The organism is Xanthomonas sp. 3075, assembly GCF_014197275.1.
Classification (GTDB): Bacteria; Pseudomonadota; Gammaproteobacteria; order Xanthomonadales; family Xanthomonadaceae; genus Xanthomonas; species Xanthomonas campestris_B.
Window position 1 is genome coordinate 310,298 of the sequence record NZ_JACIFI010000002.1, and the last position, 17,731, is coordinate 328,028.

General features: G+C 65.2%; 10 protein-coding genes and 1 pseudogene. 6 read left to right on the forward strand and 5 right to left on the reverse strand.

Annotated features, from left to right (window positions below; translation table 11 throughout):
* Positions 1 to 110 precede the first annotated feature (110 nt).
* Positions 111 to 1,844, forward strand: coding sequence for a PQQ-binding-like beta-propeller repeat protein (locus GGR62_RS03280; RefSeq protein WP_184406540.1), 1,734 nt, complete (start codon positions 111 to 113; stop codon positions 1,842 to 1,844).
* A gap of 118 nt (positions 1,845 to 1,962) precedes the next feature.
* On the opposite strand, the gene GGR62_RS03285 is transcribed toward GGR62_RS03280, so the two are convergent.
* Genes GGR62_RS03285 through GGR62_RS03295 form a run of 3 tightly spaced genes read right to left on the reverse strand, consistent with a single transcriptional unit; the run spans position 1,963 to position 3,065 of the window.
* A complete protein-coding gene (locus GGR62_RS03285; protein ID WP_184406541.1) occupies positions 1,963 to 2,190 on the reverse strand; it encodes a hypothetical protein in 228 nt (75 codons plus the stop codon).
* Positions 2,171 to 2,620: a type II 3-dehydroquinate dehydratase gene (locus GGR62_RS03290; protein ID WP_184406542.1), complete on the reverse strand. Its 450-nt coding sequence runs from the start codon at positions 2,618 to 2,620 to the stop codon at positions 2,171 to 2,173. The genes GGR62_RS03285 and GGR62_RS03290 overlap by 20 nt, the downstream gene beginning before the upstream one ends.
* A 10-nt stretch (positions 2,621 to 2,630) precedes the next feature.
* Positions 2,631 to 3,065 (reverse strand): hypothetical protein, encoded by a 435-nt coding sequence (locus tag GGR62_RS03295; RefSeq protein ID WP_184406543.1) that lies wholly within the window; start codon positions 3,063 to 3,065, stop codon positions 2,631 to 2,633.
* 168 nt (positions 3,066 to 3,233) lie between these two features.
* Between GGR62_RS03295 and GGR62_RS03300 the strand changes: the two genes are divergently transcribed.
* The 4 genes and pseudogenes from GGR62_RS03300 to GGR62_RS03315 all read left to right on the forward strand — a co-directional run.
* Complete coding sequence (locus tag GGR62_RS03300; RefSeq protein ID WP_184406544.1) at positions 3,234 to 5,186, forward strand: J domain-containing protein; 1,953 nt, start codon at positions 3,234 to 3,236, stop codon at positions 5,184 to 5,186.
* Between the two features lie 33 nt (positions 5,187 to 5,219).
* Positions 5,220 to 6,911 carry a molecular chaperone HscC gene (locus GGR62_RS03305; RefSeq protein WP_184406545.1) on the forward strand — a complete coding sequence of 564 codons (1,692 nt, stop codon included), beginning with the start codon at positions 5,220 to 5,222 and terminating at the stop codon, positions 6,909 to 6,911.
* On the forward strand, positions 6,908 to 8,437 hold the full coding sequence (locus tag GGR62_RS03310; protein ID WP_184406546.1) for a hypothetical protein: 1,530 nt from the start codon (positions 6,908 to 6,910) through the stop codon (positions 8,435 to 8,437). Before GGR62_RS03305 ends, GGR62_RS03310 begins: the two co-directional genes overlap by 4 nt.
* A 560-nt stretch (positions 8,438 to 8,997) precedes the next feature.
* Positions 8,998 to 9,133: pseudogene (locus GGR62_RS03315) on the forward strand (IS3 family transposase); the annotation flags it as partial.
* A 20-nt stretch (positions 9,134 to 9,153) separates the two neighbouring features.
* On the opposite strand, the gene GGR62_RS03320 reads toward GGR62_RS03315, so the two are convergent.
* Both GGR62_RS03320 and GGR62_RS03325 read right to left on the reverse strand, forming a co-directional pair.
* Positions 9,154 to 13,011: a translocation/assembly module TamB domain-containing protein gene (locus GGR62_RS03320; RefSeq protein WP_184406547.1), complete on the reverse strand. Its 3,858-nt coding sequence runs from the start codon at positions 13,009 to 13,011 to the stop codon at positions 9,154 to 9,156.
* Complete coding sequence (locus tag GGR62_RS03325) at positions 13,008 to 14,789, reverse strand: autotransporter assembly complex family protein (protein ID WP_184406548.1); 1,782 nt, start codon at positions 14,787 to 14,789, stop codon at positions 13,008 to 13,010. Before GGR62_RS03325 ends, GGR62_RS03320 begins: the two co-directional genes overlap by 4 nt.
* A 237-nt stretch (positions 14,790 to 15,026) precedes the next feature.
* Here GGR62_RS03325 and GGR62_RS03330 point away from each other — a divergent pair, with 237 nt between their 5' ends.
* The gene (locus GGR62_RS03330) at positions 15,027 to 17,717 is read left to right on the forward strand and encodes a TonB-dependent receptor (protein WP_184406626.1); all 2,691 of its coding nucleotides are present in this window, start codon (positions 15,027 to 15,029) and stop codon (positions 17,715 to 17,717) included.
* Positions 17,718 to 17,731 lie beyond the last annotated feature (14 nt).

Below are 17,731 nucleotides of genomic sequence, written 5' to 3' on the forward strand. Positions count from 1 at the left end.
TTATCTGAACGCTGCCGCACGCGTGTGTTGCGCCGTCATCGCAATCGGCGATCTTCGAGCGGCAGGTCCGGGGGGATCCAGCGCTTCCTTCCACCAATGGATACGCCGTGATGACCAACTCCAATCGCCGCTTGCGGTTTCGCAGCTTGATGCTCGTCCCCTGCCTGCTCACCAGCGCAGTGGCATTCGCCCAGTCCGCCACGACCACTGCCCAACCGCCGGTGTCGTCCCTGGACGCCGACGCGTTCGCACGTGCCGGTCAGGTGTGGCACAGCTTTGGCAGCAATCTTCCATTTGCCAGCCCCAACCGTTGGTCCAGCGCCGGGGGCGGCTACCTCAATGCGCGCTTCGCGCCGGGCGAGTGGAAGATCAATCGCACCACGGCCAAGACCCTCAAGCCGGCGTGGACCCTGACCACGACCGGCGACATCTCGGCCACCCCAAGCGTGGAAGGCACGTCGCTGTACGTCCCCGATTGGGGCGGCACGCTGTATAGCGTTGATACGCAGACCGGCAAACCGAACTGGCAGGCCAAGCTGTCCGACTACACCGGCAATGCAAGCTCGGTGACGCGCAACACCCCGGCAATCAGCGCCAACAGCATCATCGTCGGCGACCAGGCCGCCGGCACCTTGCTGGCGCTGGACAAGAAGACCGGCAAGCTGCTGTGGAAGACCACGGTCGAAGCCAACCCGCAGGCACGCATCACCTCTTCGCCGGTCATCTACGGCAATCGCATCTATGTCGGCGTGTCGTCCGGCGACTGGGGCAACCTGGCTGCCAACCATACCTTCAGCTTCCGCGGCAGCGTGGTGGCGGTGGATCTGGCCACCGGCAAGAAGGTGTGGCAGTTCTACAACGTGCCAGAGGGCTATACCGGTGCCTCGGTGTGGGGGCAGGTGGCGATCGACCCGGTCCACCGTCGCCTGTATTTCGGCACCGGCAACAACTACAACATCCCCTCCGGTGTCGGTAACTGCGTGTCCAATGCGCGCTCCTATCGCGGTGGCTCGCTGACGGTGAAAGACGAACTGGATTGCATGGCACCGGACAACTACGTCGATTCGGTGATCTCGCTGGATCTGGACACCGGCAAGCTGGTCTGGGCCAATCGCGCGCAGGGCTACGACGCATGGAATCTGTCCTGCATCGCCGCACCCACCAATGGCCTGTGCCCGAACACGCAGGCGACCAATCTGACCGGGCCCGACTACGACTTCGGTGGCGCGGGCGTCAATCTGTTTACCGTGCGGCGCAACGGCAAGCCGCAGCAGTTGATCGGTGCCGGGCAGAAGAGCGGCATTTACTGGGCCTTCGACGCCAAGACCGGTGCAAAGGTGTGGTCGACCCAGGTGGGCCCGGGCGGCTCCACCGGTGGCATCGAATGGGGTACCGCGTTCGACCCGTACAAGTCGCGCGTCTACGTGGCCATCAACAACAACACCAATGCCACCTACACCCTGGGACCGGACCATAAGCAAAGCCACAACGGCGGCTCGTGGGCGGCGCTGGATGCGACCACCGGCAAGATCCTCTGGCAGGTCAAGGTACCGGGCATCAACCGCGTCAACCCGACCGTACCGGCCGGTGGGCAGGGCTCGCTGACCGTGTCGCCCAACCTGCTGTACGCCGGTTCGATGGCCGGCAACATGGTCGCGCTCGACACCGACACCGGCGCCACCGTGTGGAACCACGACGCCAGCGGCTCGGTCATCAGTTCGCCGGCGATCGTGGATGGCGCGTTGTACTGGGGCGCCGGCTACGGCCGCTTCAACTTCGGCACCGCCGCGACGAGTAACCAACTGACCAAGTTCGTGCCGGCGGCCAGCGGCAAGGGCAAGTAAGCGCAATTGCGCGCGTGACCTGATTGCGATGAAGCGTTAGTCCAGCACCACAACGGCGTCGCCTGCGAGCGGCGCCGTTGCGGTTCGGCACATCGGCGTGCATGCAGCGTTCGCAACGCTACAAGCGCGTCACCTGACACAGCCGGATCTGCCCCGCTTCCAGTCCATGCGCCTCGGCCGCACGCCGGCGCAACGCACACACCAACTCGGCCGCATCCAGCACGCCATCGGCAGGCACTTCCACGCTGTAGGCGAGTTGCCCCCACAGCACCGGCCGGCCATCGCAATAGCCCTCGTAATCGGCGAAATAATGCAGCTGCCGCAGGTCAGGTGCCGACGTGGACATCGCCCTGGATCTCCGTGCAGCCCAGATGTTCCAACGCGATCTCCAATCCCAGCAGATAGCTCTGCGCGCAATACCCGCGCACTGTGGCAATGCATTGGGCAAAGCCCTGTGGCAGGCAACGCTCGGGTCGGTCCACGCTATCGTCGTGCGCTTCCACGAACGGATACGGCAGCGCGCCGAGGACACGGTGCAGGCGCACGCTGTCCACGCAGCTGCCCGGATCGATCAAGGCGATTTCCATCCGCGCCTGGCCGGCCACCCGCAACGCATCCAGCAGTTCCTGTTCCGACCCGCAGGCACGCAGCGCCACCGTCTTGCCCGCATCCCCCGCACACGCCACCAGTTGCCGGATGACGGCACGCGGCAACGGCTGCGGACCACGCACCAGCGGCATCACCGCTTCCGGCCCACGCACGATCACGATCGACATGTCGGTCTCCTCAGGCAGCCGCGCGCAACGGCACGTGCACCGGTGGCAGACAGCGCGCCGCAATGCCCAGCGACATCGCATAGGCGCGCGGCGCATCGTGCGGCGTAATCACCACCGCCAACGGCGCATGCTGCGGATGCAGCCACGGCTCCAGCTCCTGGCCGGCATCGGTATGCAGTTCGATATACGGCGTGGGCAATGCATCCACCGCCGCACGCAGCGCCCTGGCATGCACTTGCGCACGCGCAGAGGGCGACAGATCACCCGAGTCCAGCAACACCAGCTCCACCTCGGCATCGCCACCGGCGGCCTGCAAGCCGGCGATCAAGCCATCGACATCGGCACACGCCAGCGTGCGCAACGCACGTCCGGCACACTCGGGCAGCTGCATCGGCGCCACCTGCGCCGGATCGGCCTGCGGACCTTGCAAAATCAGGATACACATCGTGTTTGGCTCAACGCACCACAGTGCGGGGATGCCAAGGTAGGCCCACCCGGCGTAAAGAGGCTATGCGTGCGTCGGTGGGCGGGCATAAAGAGTGCGTAAGCGCCGCGGTTTGAGCACGATATCGCTGCAAACGTCGTCAGCCGCAGGCTCCAGTCGCAACCAACCTTGAAGACGCCGATGCCGATGCCGATGCCGATGCCAGGCCATCGAATCGCAAGCATGCCGGCTTGCCAAGCGCGGTCCCGTCATCTTCTTCGCTCTTCAGCGCAGCGGCAGCTGCAGGTGTTGCAGCGCGTCGGAGATTGGACGAAGTCCAAAGGAAATCGCCGGCAATCACCTGCTGCGGAGCGACCTCAAGACCGCGCGATTACTGCCGATACACCTCCTTGGTCAGGAGCGGATCAGCATGGAACACGATCAAGGCATCGTTGCTGCGGAGGCGTCGCAGTGACCTGGGCGACAGATGCGCTGGGCCTGCCGGCAGACGCCGATAGCCGCGCGATCAAGCGCGCGTATGCCGCACGCCTGAAGACCACCCGCCCGGACGACGACCCGGCGGCATTTCAGCAATTGCATGACACCTATCAGGCGGCGTTGGCGTGGGCTGCGGACATCGTATTGCCCATCGACGACGCTGCCCGCGCTGGCAGGCTCGAGGCTCCTTCGGCAGCATTGGAGCTGTCAGCAGACTCCGCTTCGTCCAGGCGCACGCGCCCGGCACTGGTCGAGTGCATCCAGGATCCGGCGTTGGAAGCAGAGCTTGCACGCTGGCAGGACCAGACGCATGTGCAGGCTTGCGCGGCACAGATCCTGACCGCAGCGCACGACATGTCCGGCAGCGACTTCGACAGCTGGCTAAGTGCACTACCGGAAGTGTGGTCGCTGGACATGCGTCCACGCATCGGCGATGCCATCGTGCATCAGCTGGCAAACCACCACGTGCACATCACCGATGCGGTCTTCGATCGGCTGATCGCCACGTTTGGCGATGATGCAGAGGCTGAACTCTCCCATGCGCTGTGGGCCGCGCGCGTACTGGAAGTGGTTCTGCGGCAGTCGCCAGAATTTCTCAGCCACTGGATGCCCAGCCGCGTCGACTCCTGGTCGCCGTACCAACGCGCGATGATTGGTATCCACCTCTTACGGGCACTTGGCGTACGGCGTCCAGCACTGCGGTTGTCGACCATCGACACATTGATGCACGCCTTCGATTGGCATCGATGGGAAGGACAGGATGACCTGACGTGGCTGCGGGCAGCGCGTACGGCAGCGCGGCAGCTGGAAATTTCGCTGCGTCGGCAGGCGGCGCTGGCGCCCGGTGGCGATGCCGCCGTGCTGGCCTATGAGTTGGGGGTGGCCGGATGGGACGCGATGACGCCGCAATGGGCGGCGGCACTACGTTCGCGCCTGGCCCGACGACCCTCGCCATGGCGCTCTATGGCGACCGCGCTGTTGCCGGCTCGGCCCGCATGGATGTACCGGCTCTGCAGCATCGTGCAGCACTGGTTTCCGCAGCAGTTGCCCGATTCAGTGCACCCTGAGAACCTGCGCTTCTGGATGCAGATCGGCAACCCGCACCGCCCGCACATACGCCAGCTCGCAGTGGGACTGGCACGCGGCCTGGCGGTTGCGGCCCTGCTTTCGATCGGTGCGTGCGTGTCGGCTATCCTCTCGGCCATCCACCCCGATAGTGGCAATGCGGCATGGGCCTTTCCTGCAATCGGACAGGGACTGGCGCTATGGAGCGCCTTGCTACTGATCCAGATGGCTGCACGCTGGCAGGCGCGTGACCTGCCTCGCCGGCAGATCAGGCGCGTTAGCCATTACTGGATGATCCCGATCGTTGTGGTCGCCATCTGCCCCAGTCCACCCTCCGGTTGGATGGCGGCGCTGAGCCTTGCGGTGGCCTATGTAGCGGCATACCGACTGATCGGCCGGCTACAACCGGTGTCACGTCCGGTGCTGATCGCCACGCTTGCCCTGCTTGGACCGCTACCGATGATCGTGGCGATCCTGGCCGGTGCAGGCGTATGGCCCGGAGTGGGAATTGCACTATCGCTCTGGCTGGTGTCCTTGATTCAAGACGCGCAGGGCCATCATCCGGATGGCAGTCATTAGAATGTTCGCAGCGAACGGAAAAGGGATTTCACCATGATCGTAGGTATCGACCTGGGCACCACGCACTCGTTGATCGGCGTGCACGATGCCGAGGGTGGGCGGCTGTTCCCCAATCCGCACGGTAGCCTGCTGACACCGTCGGTGGTCAGTATCGACGATGACGGCAACCTGCTGGTGGGACAGCCGGCGCGCGAACGGCTAGTGACGCATCCGCGTCATAGCGTGGCGACCTTCAAACGCTGGATGGGCAGCCCGCGCGAGACCAGACTGTGCGAACGCAGTTTCCGCCCCGAAGAACTCTCGGCACTGATCCTGCGCTCGTTGATCGCCGATGCCGAAGCCGCGCTTGGCCACAAGATCGAAGAGGCGGTGATCAGCGTGCCGGCGTATTTTTCCGATGCGCAGCGCAAGGCCACGCGCGTGGCCGGCGAACTGGCAGGGATCCGGGTCGAACGCCTGATCAACGAGCCCACTGCAGCTGCGCTCGCCTACGGGCTGCAGCAACGCGACGGCGAAGGCCGCGTCCTGGTGCTCGATCTGGGCGGCGGCACCTTCGATGTGTCGCTACTGGAAATGTTCGACGGCGTGGTGGAGGTGCATGCCAGCGCGGGCGACAATTTCCTCGGCGGCGAGGACTTCCTCGAGGTACTGGTGGACGGCTTTTGCGCCGAGCATCAGCTCACGTTGGCTACCCTCGCCGCTGGTGACAGCGCACAACTGCGGCGGCGTCTGGAACAGCTCAAGCGCGAGCTCAGCACACAGGCGCAAGGCACGATCCAGCTGAGCATCGCCGGTACGTCCTACCGCTGGGAGATCGACGAACCGCGTTTCGCGCAGCTCGCCGAGCCGCTGCTGCAGCGTATGCGGGTGCCGATCGAGCGCGCCCTGCGCGATGCCAAGCTCAAGCCTTCGGATCTGGACGACATCGTGCTGGTGGGCGGTGCGGTCCGTATGCCGATGATCAGCCGGCTGGCCACGCGCATGCTCGGCCGCCTGCCGTTGCGCCACGTCAACCCGGACTATGCGATCGCGCTCGGCGCGGTGGTCGCCGCAGGTCTGAAAAGTCGCGACGAAACGCTGCGCGAAGTAGTGCTGACCGACGTCTGCCCGTACACGCTGGGAACGCAGGTAGCGCGCCACGGCGCCGACGGCCAGCTGCGCGGCGGCTATTTCCACCCGATCATTCCCCGCAACAGCGTGGTGCCGGTGAGCCGCGAAGACCGCTTCCATCCGATGCACGAAGAACAGAGCCAGCTGATGATCGATGTCTACCAGGGCGAGAACCCGATGGTGGACAAGAACATCAAGCTGGGTGAGTTGCGCGTCGCCCTGGATCCCAAGCGCCCGCGTCACGAGCAGAGCGTGCTGACCCGTTTCACCTACGACGTGGACGGGCTGTTGCAGGTGGAGGTGATCGAAGACGCCACCGGCAAGCGTCACGAACTCATCCTCGAACAGAATCCCGGGCTGCTGGATCGCAACGAAATCACACAGCGGCTGCTGGCGCTGGCCGAGCTCAAGGTGCATCCGCGCGACCAACAGCAGAACCTGGCGCTGCTGGCACGCACCGAGCGCGTCTACGAGGAATACATCGATTCCCGCCCCATCGTGCAGCACTGGCTGGCGCAGTTCCGCGAGGCGCTGGACAGCCAGGACCTGCAGCGCATCGAACGCCATCGCCACGAGCTGGGGCAGGCGCTGGACGATCTGGAAGCACGCGGGTGAACGCGGCGCTGGCGGCGCTTGGACTGGCCGAAGACGCCGATGCGCGGGCGATCAAGCGCGCCTACGCGGCGCGTCTGAAGCTTACCCGCCCCGACGACGACCCGGCCGGCTTCCAGCAGTTGCACGACACCTACCAGGCCGCGCTCGCCTGGTCCCAGCAGCGCCTGGCGCTGCTGGCCATGAGCGATGGCGATGGCGACACACCCGACACCGGAAACGCGCCCGACACTGCGCCCACCGGCACCTCACAGGAGATTGCCGCGCCACAACGGGAGCAAGAGGTAGGCGGCGCCGACGCACCCGAGGTCGAGGCCGCGCGGCCACGAGCACGTGAGCCACGCCATGCACCGCGCACGCACGCGCACGCGACCGACTGGAGCGAAGCGCCCGCCATCGATCTCCCCACCATCGATATCGCGCAGGTCCAGCAGCGCGTTCTGCACAGCGCACGTGCACTTGATTCCGAATCGCTGCAGGCCTGGCTGCTCGCGCAGCCGGACCTGTGGTCGCTCGAGCACAAGCCGCAGATCGGCGCAGGCCTGCAGCACCAGTTGCTCGCCCACGGCGATGCGATCGGCGCCCATAACTACGATGTGCTGGCGGCATTTTTCGACTGGAACGAAGCGCTCGACGCACCCGATCCCTACATCGTCGAACGCGCCCGTCAACAGATGCATCTACGCTGGTTACTGCAACCGCCCGGACATCACGCGCTGAGCGAGGCATTGCGTCAGCGTGGGGATAGCGCCGCATCGGTACCACAGGTGCGCAAGCTGCTGGCACTGCTGCGGCCGAAGTCGCGTGAGGACATGTGGCTGCCGGCCATGCTGTGGCCGGGCCGCCCGACCCGTGTGCGTCGGCTGCTGGATCTGATCGGCTATGTGCCCGATGGAAGGACGCCGCCACCGCCGCTGGATCGACGCAGCGCCAACGCCTGGTACCTGGCCGGCGAGCGGCAGATGTTCAATCCGATCGTCGCCATCCTCGGGTTGGCGCGCAGCGTGATCCTCGGCGCGACGTTTCTGCTGCTGTGCCTGCTGCTGGCGATGATCGACCACAATCCCGCACCGGGCATGTCACCGGTTCTGAAGGTCGGCCTGTATGGCGCGGCGATCATCGTCGGCGGCTGGGTCGCCTGGTATGCCAGCACGTCGCTACTGCGCTGGCAGTCGCGCCCGGAGGCCGACCCGCGCGTCGCACATCCGCTGTTGCAGCGGTGGTTCATCCCCGTAATCGGGTTGATACCGGCCGCATTGATCGTCGCCGGCCACCACGATGCCGCCACGGTGATCGCGCTGCCGCTGCTGCTGATGGCGCTGCTGCGCTGGGCGCGGCGCGAAGGCAAACGCCGGCAGATCCAATGGAGCTGGGGCTGGGTATGGGCTGCAGTGTTCTGCCTCAAGGTCGTCCTGATCGCCTTCGGTTTCCTGATCGTCTATCCGCAGGCCGCACTCGCGGCCACCGCCGTCGCCTGGGGCGCCGACCTGATCACGCAGCGGAAGGTGCAAAGGGCGACCGCAGGCTAAGAGCGGCTAACAAAACGACTTCGCGTCAGCCTACTGCAGGCCGGCTATCTGCGGCCTGGCTGCAGGGCCCTTGCCCGCCCAGCGTCGCGGGACACGCTGCAAGTACGTCCTTGTAAGCGCTTACGCGGCATCCACGCCGCGTAGGTCCCGCGACGCTGGACGGGCAAGGACCAGTCGAGTTGGTCTGTGTGCATGGCTTTAAAAAGCCACCGACTAACTCTCTGGTGCGGTGTCCTCGCCGCTTGCGGGACCGTGTGGCGGCATGGATGCCGCCACCGAGCCCCCAGGGACGGGTTCACGGCGTGTCCCGCGAGCGGTGAGGGCACCGCGCATTCGACCCACTCAGTGTTTGATCTGGACTTCTGACGGCATCCACCAAGATACGGCCGACAAAACCACTGCACTCACTGACAGGCGCTCGCTCGCCAGGTTTTGTTGGCTGCTCTAAGTCGCCGAGGCCCGCGCGTCTTTTTCGCTACCCGCAACAATGCGGGCACCGGCGCTCGCAACGTGCGGATGACAGGACGACGGCGGAGCAGCCAGCCCAGCGACATCGCATACGCACGCTGAGCGAGGTTCGCGAACAGACCGAACACTGGCTACCGGCAGATCCCGCACGACCGCCTGGGCGGGCTAACGCCCGCCGAGTTCCGTGATCAACATCAACCGCAGACCTCTAGTTTTAGCTGGCATTGAATGATGGGAGCCGACAGTCGCTACTTCTCTCGCCGCCAGTTCACCGACCCCTTGGTCTCCACCGTGCTCGATTCGGCCTCGATATCGAAGCCGCGGCTGAGCAGGTACTTCAGCGTCAGCACCGAGCCGCTGCCGATCATCGACACGCCATAGCCGACGTAGAGTTTCGGCGAGAGGTACTTGCCGAAGCCCACCACCGAGCCGACGGTGCTGGATTGGCTGACGCCGGCTTCGTCCAGGCCCAGCTTGGCGCCGATCTGCGAGGCGATCAGGCTGCTGCCGGCCGACAGGGCGGCCGAGGCGGCGCTGACCTGCTGGGTTTCGTCGCTGCTGGCAGTGGACAGGCCACGGCCGAGCACCAGATACGACAGCGCTTCGGACTGCGACATCGCAGGTTCCGACCATACATCCGCACGCGGCGATTCGGCGCGGCCGCTGACGTCGATACCGGCGGTCACATCGCCGATCTTGCGTTCGGCGCGCAGGCTCACGCGCGGGTCGGAGACGATGTTGTTGTTCCAGGTCAGCTGGCCGCGCGAGATGGTCAGATCCTGTCCGTAGGCCTTGTAGCGGCCGCGCACATCCAGCCCGCCACTGGCGGTCATTTCGCGGCCCGGGCGGGCGCGGATCTGCATCTGCCCACTCAGCCCGCCCTTCAGGCCGAAGCCGCTCATGTTGACCTTGTCGCCAAGCACGATGGCCAGGTCCATATCCAGTAGCGACGACGGCGCGGCTTGCGGGTCCACCGGGTCCAGCACCACCACGTCTTCGGACACCGAAGTGCCGCGATCCAGGCGTTCCAGATCGATGTCGGCTTCGGGCACGGTGACCTTGCCGCGCAGCTGCATGGTGTTGTCGGTGATGCCGAACTGCATGTCCGGGTTGGCGATGATGCGCAGCTCGCTGGTGTTGTAGGCCAGCACGTTTTCGCCGCGGATATTGAGCAGCAACGGCGTGCTGGTGCCGAACCACGACAACCCGCCGTCGATGTTGAGCGTGCCTTCGCCGGACTTGGCCGAGGCGGTGATCTTGGCCGAGCCATCCGGCAAGGCGTCGAAGCGGCCCTTGCCTTCGCTCAGGGTCAGGCCCATCGACGGATATTCGGCGGTGAAGTCGCTCAAGGTCGCATCGCCGCCGAGCAGCGGTTTGTCGCGGGTGCCGCGCAGGCTCACATGGCCTTCGACCAGGCCCTTGGGCCGCACTACATCGGCCACCACCAGCTCCAGCCAGTACAGCCGCGACATATTGAGATACAGCTCGCCGTTGAGCGGCGCGTACGCGTCCCAGCCGGTGTTGAACTTGGCATCGACAAAGCCTGCGCCCTGGAAGCCGATACCGAGCTTTGCCTGGATCTGCTGCTGGGTGAAATCGGCCTGCACGCTGAACTGGTCGTAGCGCAACAACTCGCCGCGATTGGGGTTGCCGGCCACGGCGGCGTAACGGGTTTCACCCAAACGAATGCCGCCTTCGGGCGAAGCGATGCGCAGGCTGCCTTCCCATGCATTGCCGCGCGGCTTGAAGCTGCCGTCCAGCGACAACTCGCCACGCAGATAGATCTGCCGGCCTTCCTGCTTGGGCAACCACGGCTGCACCAGCGACAACGGCAACGCGTCGCCGTGCACCACCATGCCCTCGCGCGGCCAGTTGGCGTTGGCGCACAGCGCCCCGCCGGTGGCCGCACCCAGGCAGGTGTCGGACAAGGTGAAGGCCGCGCCATCGGTACTGAATTGCGCCGGCTGACGCAGCGACCATGCAGCGCCCTTGGCCGGTGCGATCCGCAGCGTGGCGACCTGGCCCTGCCAGCGCTCGCCATTGCGACGCACATCGCCCTGCAGCGCGACACTGGCCAGGCTGTTGGCGATATCGGCATCCAAGCGCAGCGCTTCCACCGCGCCACGCGCCTGCACGCGCACGCTGTCCAGCACCATGCCGGCTTCGATGGCGGTGCCTTGCAAGGCCAGTTGTCCGTCGCTGCCGCGCCACGGCAGACGACCACGCAGGCTGATGCTCTGCGCGCTGTAGTCGTTCCAGTGCAGTCCATTGCCGGCAATGTCGGCGGTGATGTCGGGCGCATCCCGGCGGCCGCTGACCTGCAACTGCCCACGCACGGTGCCGGTGGCGCCCGGCAGCACATCGTCCAGTTGCAGCGGCTGCAGCTGCGCAGCGATATCGAGCTGGTCGCCCAGCTTGCCCTTGGCGTTGATGCGGCTATTGCCCAGCGACAGCTGCAACTCGCCCTCGCCCTGCTCGCCGCGCAAGGCGAACTTGCCGTTGGCCGACAGCGCGCGCTGACGCAACTGGCCGGCCAGACGTGGGATCTCCGCTGTGGCTTCGAAGCCCGGCGACACGCCGCCGGCCGGCGCCGGCAACTGGCGGCCCTTGGAAGCGACCTTGCCGGACAGATTGCCGTCCCAGCCCGGCACGAAATAGCCCGGATCGAACTTGGACAATTGCGCCGTGACATCCCAATCCAGCGCTGGCGTCCAGCCCACCTCGCCGGTGAGATCGAGCGAGCCGCCCGGCGTCTTGGCTTGCACCTGCTTGAGCTGGGCGCGCTGCTCGTTGCCGCGGCTGTCGAACACCAGCGCGGCCTGCTGCCCGTCGCGCTCCAGCGTGGCACGGCCGATCGCCGCCCACGCCTTCAAGGTACCGGCCACCCCCAGACGTGCATCGACCAGATCCACCGGCACGCTCGGCGCATCGGGCGTGGCCGGGTCGGGGGTCGGGGTGAAGCGCAGGCCGCTGGCATTGACCGCAAAACGGAAGCTCGGGTTCTGGGTGTCGCGGAAGTCGGCAGTGCCTTGCAGTTGTGCGCGACCTTCGAAGGCATCGATCACCAACGGCGCGACCGTGATGACCTGGTCCTGCAGGCTGATGTGCGAAGGCTGCAAGGTGGCGCTCAACTCGCCCTGCTTGACGCTGCCTTGCAGGTCGGCGTGGCCGCCCTTGCCGGAGGCCTGCAGGTTCAGCGCGATCGGCGTGGCCGGTGCGGCGTACTGCCCGTTGGTGGCCGGCATCAGCAGCGAGGTATCCAGCGCTTTGGTGACGGCCTTGAACGCCCACGCTGGGTCGTCGCGCCCGGTGAACACCAGGCTGGCCTGCAACGGCGCCGGCGCGCGGCCGGCGATGGCCACCTCCATCTTGTCCAGGTCGCCGCGTGCGACCAGCCCCAGGCTGGCCGGCGTGCGCCCGCGCGCGGCCGGCAGCACCGCCGTGGCGGTGAGGTCGGTGCGGTAGTCGTCGCTGGGCACGTAATCGCCGTGCAGGCGGAAGTTGCCCATGTCGGTGTCGATCACCAGATCGCGCGTACGCAGCTCGCCAGCGGCCACTTCCAGCCCGCCCTGCACGGTGTGCAGGACGATCATCGGCTGCTGCAGCTGGGTGATGCGCAGGTTCTCCACATCGATCTTGTCGGCCTGGATCGCCAGCGGCACGGTGATCTGCGGCAGCGAGTCGGGCCAGCTCGGCAGCGTGAACGGCTCCTCGCTCTTGCCGAGGTTCAAGGTGGCGTTGCTGACCTGCACCGCATCCAGTTGCAGCTTTTGCCCGAGCAACGGGCGCAGATCCGGCTCCAGATACACCCGCTCGGCAGTGAAATGGATGTCCTGATAACGGAAATCGACGTCGCGCAGGGTCAGCGGGCCGGCCACCGGGCCTTCGACGGTGCCGTAAGTAAACGTCGCGCCGACCGGCAAGCGCGCCGTCACCTGCGCCAGCAACACATCGCGCCCGGCCACGGTCTGCAGCAACCAGTACACCGCGATCAGGGCCAGCACCACCAGGCCCAGCACGGTCAGCCCGGAGCCCACCCAGAACCGGCGACGGCGATAGAACCGCGCGCGCGGCGCAGGGGTCGGGTTCGGCGTCGGTGTACTCACAGATTGGCCCCGATATCGATATAGAGCTGGAACTGCGAGTCGGGGTCGTTCAGGCCATGCGCGATGTCCACGCGCACCGGCCCCACCGGCGAGCGCCAGCGCAGACCGAAGCCGATACCGGTATGCCAGTCGGGCCTGTCGTCGAACGCGCTGCCGCTATCGACGAACACCGCGCCGCCCCACGGGCCGCCCTTGAGGTAATGCTCGTATTCGGCGCTGGCGGTGACCACGTGCTTGGCACCGAGCGCGAACTCGTCCGGCCTGGGCGTGCGCGGGCCCACTTCGCGGAACGCATAACCGCGAATGCTGTTGGCGCCGCCGGCAAAGAAGCGCAGGCTCGGCGGCATTGCCACCAGATCGCTGGTCCAGGTGGTACCGCCTTCGCCGCGCAGAATGATCCGACTGTTGTCGCCGGCGCCCAGAAACCAGCGCAGCTGTCCGTAGACCTGACCAAAATTGGTATCGGACCCGGCACCTTCGGCACCGCCACGGATGAGTGCCTGCCCGGAGACACCGCTGCGTGGAAACAGGCGGTCGTCGACATTGACGTAATTGGCCTGCAGCTGCGGATAGACCAGGGTGGAGGTTTCGTACACCGCATCGGTGAAATCGCTGCCGCTGCTGAAGCGCCAGCGTTCGCGCAAGCCGTTGATCGAGGCGATCGCGCTCCAGCGCTCATTGATCTGGCCGCTGCGGCTGCCGGTGAGTTTGACGTTGCGCAGGTCGATGTACTCGGTCTGCTCGTCGTACAGCCGCGCCGAGGCGGTGTACCAGCCATCCAGCCAGCGGAACGCCGGCACGCGGTAGCTGGTGGTCAGGCTCTTGCGCTTCTGTGCGTAGTCCAGCTGCGTGTCCATCTTGTGGCCGCGCGAATTCACATAGCGTCGTTCCACGCCGCCGCGCACACCGGCGCCGCTCTCGCTGCCGTAGCTCAAACCGGAGGTATAGACGGTGCGCTTGGCGCGGGTGAGTTTGACCTCCACCGGCACGCGGCCCTGGTCGTCGGCGTCTTCGGGCTTGGGCTGGATATCGATGGTGCTGAAGTAATCGAGTTTGGTCAGCGACTCGCGCAGGCGATCCAGCTTGCCTTCGTGGTAGTAGCTGCCTTCGTCCCAGTACACCAACGGGTCGAACAGGCCTTCGCGGAAGTAGTCGTAATCGAAGTGCACCTTGCCCATGTCGTAGCGGCGGCCGCTGTCCCAGTTCAAATCGATATCGGCGGCATGCTCGGCACGGGTGACGGCAACGCGGCGTTGAGTGAAGTCCGCATCGAAATAGCCGCGCTCGGCCAGACGACGGGTGATGCGCACCTTGCTGGCTTCGTATTGCGGGTGGCTGAAGACCTGGCCCTCGTGCGGCTCGAACTGCTTGAGGTCCTGGCCCAGGTAGCGGTCCTGTTCGGCCCAGCCGGTGATGGAGATATGCGACTGCCGCACCCGCACCGGCTCGCCACGCTCTACCGTGATCACCACCGTCACCTTGTCGCCGTTGCGCGGTGCGGCCAGTTCGATGGTCGGCGAGTAATAGCCAAACGGCTCCAGCGCCTCGCGCGTCTGCCGCTCGGCCTGCGCCAGCAAGTATTCCAATCGCGACTCGCCCTGCTCCTTGCCGACGGCCTCGTAAAGAGACAACGAAACCTCGATGTTTTCGATCATCTCGGCGTCGTCGCCCTCATCCAGGCCCTTGATCTCGATCTTGTCGATGGTTGCCCGGGCGGCCGCTTGCAGCGGAACGAACAGAGTGCACAGCAGGCAGAGAGCAAACGCGACTTTAGGCATCGGCGAAGGATACCCAGCCTGGGCGTGAAGAGACAAAAAATCTAAGCAACCGCGACTATACGAACGCCGCGCGACTGCGTACAGTCGAGGCATTGTTAACAATGTGTTCACAATAAATTCGTGCGGCCATTCCGGATTGCCGTGCGCCTTGTTGCATACCTTTGGAGAGAGGTTTCCATGAAGCGCCATTTGTTGGTCAACGCTGTATGTGCCGCCCTGGCGATGCCGTCGCTTGCGATGGCACAGAACACCGAGAATGTGACCGAATTGAACAAGGTCACCGTGACAGGCTCATTGATTCCCCGGTCGCAGATCGAAACGGCCACGCCGGTGATGTCCATCACTGCGCAGGACATCCAGCGCCGCGGTTTCAAGGATGTCTACGACGTGCTGCGCTCGCAGCCGATGGCCACCGGCTCGGTGCAGGACGGTCAGTTCAGTGGCGGCTTCACCGCTGGCGCCAAGTCGCTGAGCCTGCTCGGCCTGGACCCTGGTTTCACCCTGGTGCTGATCGACGGCCGGCCGATGGCCGACTACCCGCTGCTCTACAACGGCCAGAGCAACTTCGTCGACCTGGCCAGCGTGCCGGTGGGCATGGTCGAGCGCATCGATGTGGCGCCCGGCAACCAGTCCTCGATCTATGGCTCCAGCGCCATCGCCGGGGTGGTCAACATCATCCTGAAGAAGCACGTCGACGGCGTGCAGATGAATTACCGCATGGGCACCTACGACGGCGGCGGCGGCAACAACCAGCGCTTCCAGCTCACCGGCGGCAACACCATCGGCAAGGCCGATCTCGTCTGGGGCCTGCAGCTCAACAACCAGGATCCGATCTACGGCTACCAGCGCCGCGATTTCGATTCCACCTCCGACAATCCGGACCCCACGCTGCGCTACGGCTCGCGCATCGCGTTGCACAGCACGCCGACCACCTACATCGACCCGGGCACGGCAAACTGCGATGCGCTGGGGCCGCTGTTCAACGGCTCGGTGCAGTACGACAACCGCGGCAACCGCGGCAACTTCTGCAGCAGCCGCACCACCCCAGGTTACGCCAGCATCCTCAACAAGGAACGCAGCGCCAGCGGCTACGCCAACCTGACCTACGCCTTCAACGACAACACCCAAGGCTATGCAACGCTGTTGCTCAATCGCACCAAGGTGGAGGTCAACAGCGGCTCGCGCTTCTGGCAGAGCTCGGCCGATACCGGCGGCTTTTTCTACAACCAGGACAGCCAGCAGCTGGAGAGCTACCAACGCGTCTTCGCACCCGAAGAAACCGGCAATCTGAACTTCAACAACAATCGCCAGACCGCCGATTCCTACAACATCGCCGCCGGCATCAAGGGGGGTCTCGGCAGCAGCAACTGGACCTACGATGCGTACTACGCGCGTGCCGAGTACCGCATCGACAGCCGCCAGCAATGGCCGTTGGTTGACCGCATCGAAGATTTCTTCCGCGAGCAGTTCCTGGGCGCGCCGCAGGGCGACTTCTCCGGCTACCCGATCTATTCCCCCAACGACGCCAACTTCTATCGCGCGTTGACGCCGGCGCAGTACCGCAGCTTCAACGACGAGATCCACACCAAGTCCAGGACCTGGACCCAGAACGTCAACCTGCAGGTCACCAATACAGAGCTGTTCAACATGCCGGCCGGTGCGGTGGGCGTGGCCGGCGTACTGCAGGCAGGCAACCAGTACTGGGAAAACCCGACCGATCAGCGCGTGATCGCCGGCGACTTCTATCAGCTCACCGGCACCCAGGGCAGCGGCAAGCGCGAGAACTGGGCGGCAGCCTTCGAAATGCGTGTGCCGATCCTGAGCACCCTCACGGCCAATCTGTCCGGCCGCTACGATGACTACAAGAACCAGGGCGGCGGTGGCGACTCCAAGTTCACCTACAAGGCCGCGCTGGAATTCCGCCCGATCGATTCGCTGTTGTTCCGCGGCAACTACGCCACTGCGTTCAAGGCACCGGACATGGCGTTCTCGTTCGCTGGCGACAGCGGGTTCTTCCAGGGCGTCAACGACTACTACCGCTGCGCGGTCGAAGAACCCAGCGTGCCGATCACCGACTGCACCTATGCCGGCACCAGCATCCAGGGCCGTCGGTCCGGCAATGCCGACCTGAAGTCGATTACCGCAAAATCCTGGGGCGCCGGCGTGGTGTGGTCGCCTAGCGCCCGATTCAGCGTCAACGCCGATTACTACAACATCAAGATCGACCAGAAAGTCAGCGACCTGAGCACTGACAATCTGTTGCAGACCGAGTCGGCCTGCCGTCTTGGCAGCCTGGATATCAACTCGCCGACCTGCGTGGACGCGCTCGCGCGCATCGATCGCACCGCCGCCAATGCGCCGGTGCCGAACCGCCTGAGCAACATCCGCATCAACCCGGTCAATATCTCCAACGAAGAGATTTCCGGCCTGCTGGCCAAGGGCACGTACAACTGGGCCACCGAGTCGTGGGGCCTGTTCGTCTTCGACGCGCAGTACAACCTCACGCTCAAGCACGAAAGCCAGCAGTTCCCGCAGGACCCGGTACGCGACCTGCTCAGCGAGCCGTTCTTCTCATCGGAGTTCCGCAGCATCACCAATGCCTCGGTGACGTGGCAGAAAGACGCGTGGACCACCACGCTCTTCGGGCAACGCTATGGGCGCACGCCCAACTTCACGGCGCAGCAAAGCACCGATGGCTATGCAGTGGAAGACGCTGGCAAGGTGGGAGCGTGGACCACGTTCAACGCAACGGTGGACTATGCGGTCAACGACGATATCTCGCTGACCATGACGGTCAATAACCTGGCCGACAAGCGAGCACCGCGCGACCGCACCTACACCAACTACCCGTACTACAACATCTTCAACTACACCGGCTACGGGCGTTCCTACATGCTGGAATTGAACTGGCGCTTCGGCGCGCACTAACGAGGAGCGAACAA

Bases quoted from the DNA above. Each gene is read 5' to 3' on its own strand.
- GGR62_RS03280 (WP_184406540.1), top strand. From the start codon at position 111: ATGACCAACTCCAATCGCCGCTTGCGGTTTCGCAGCTTGATGCTCGTC.
- GGR62_RS03285 (WP_184406541.1), bottom strand. From the start codon at position 2,190: ATGTCCACGTCGGCACCTGACCTGCGGCAGCTGCATTATTTCGCCGAT.
- GGR62_RS03290 (WP_184406542.1), bottom strand. From the start codon at position 2,620: ATGTCGATCGTGATCGTGCGTGGGCCGGAAGCGGTGATGCCGCTGGTG.
- GGR62_RS03295 (WP_184406543.1), bottom strand. From the start codon at position 3,065: ATGTGTATCCTGATTTTGCAAGGTCCGCAGGCCGATCCGGCGCAGGTG.
- GGR62_RS03305 (WP_184406545.1), top strand. From the start codon at position 5,220: ATGATCGTAGGTATCGACCTGGGCACCACGCACTCGTTGATCGGCGTG.
- GGR62_RS03325 (WP_184406548.1), bottom strand. From the start codon at position 14,789: ATGCCTAAAGTCGCGTTTGCTCTCTGCCTGCTGTGCACTCTGTTCGTT.
- GGR62_RS03330 (WP_184406626.1), top strand. From the start codon at position 15,027: ATGGCACAGAACACCGAGAATGTGACCGAATTGAACAAGGTCACCGTG.